The organism is Mesorhizobium silamurunense (genome assembly GCF_014843905.1).
Classification (GTDB): Bacteria; Pseudomonadota; Alphaproteobacteria; order Rhizobiales; family Rhizobiaceae; genus Mesorhizobium; species Mesorhizobium silamurunense.
Genome location: NZ_LPVS01000165.1, coordinates 1 through 383 on the forward strand (window position 1 = coordinate 1; position 383 = coordinate 383).

Consider the following 383-nt stretch of genomic DNA (forward strand, 5'->3'; position numbering starts at 1 on the left):
GTAACCGCCCGGTTGTTACCGCGGAGATTTCGCTTTGATGCGAGCGATGAGTTCTTGGCCATCGACGAAGGCTTCGAGGAAGTCATTCCATTCGTCAGCGGTGCGGCGCGCATGGGCAAGCATTTGCTCCAGCTCTTCCATTCCGTCGCGGGTAAGCGAAGTTATTGCCTCGTCCTGTCCGGTGTAGACGCTGATGATGCTGCCATAGCTCAGGTTGTCATCGTTGCTGACGATCGCCTGCAGGAGTTCGGCATCTTCATCGAGCAATTTGGCGACGTAGTCGATGCTGAACACATGGGTCACCGTTGCCATCAGGCAGCCTCGGCTGAGATGGCGGTGACAGGTGACCAATTCCAGGGAAGCAGCTCGTCGAGGCGATTGAT

1 protein-coding gene is annotated in these 383 nt (G+C 56.7%); it reads right to left on the reverse strand.

The window, feature by feature from the left end; all coding sequences use genetic code 11:
• Nucleotides 1-15 precede the first annotated feature (15 nt).
• Complete coding sequence (locus AU465_RS32865; RefSeq protein ID WP_192257152.1) at nt 16-312, reverse strand: hypothetical protein; 297 nt, start codon at nt 310-312, stop codon at nt 16-18.
• Between the last annotated feature and the right edge of the window lie 71 nt (nt 313-383).

Excerpts from the sequence above, each read along its gene's own strand:
- AU465_RS32865 (WP_192257152.1), bottom strand. The coding sequence starts at position 312 with ATGGCAACGGTGACCCATGTGTTCAGCATCGACTACGTCGCCAAATTG.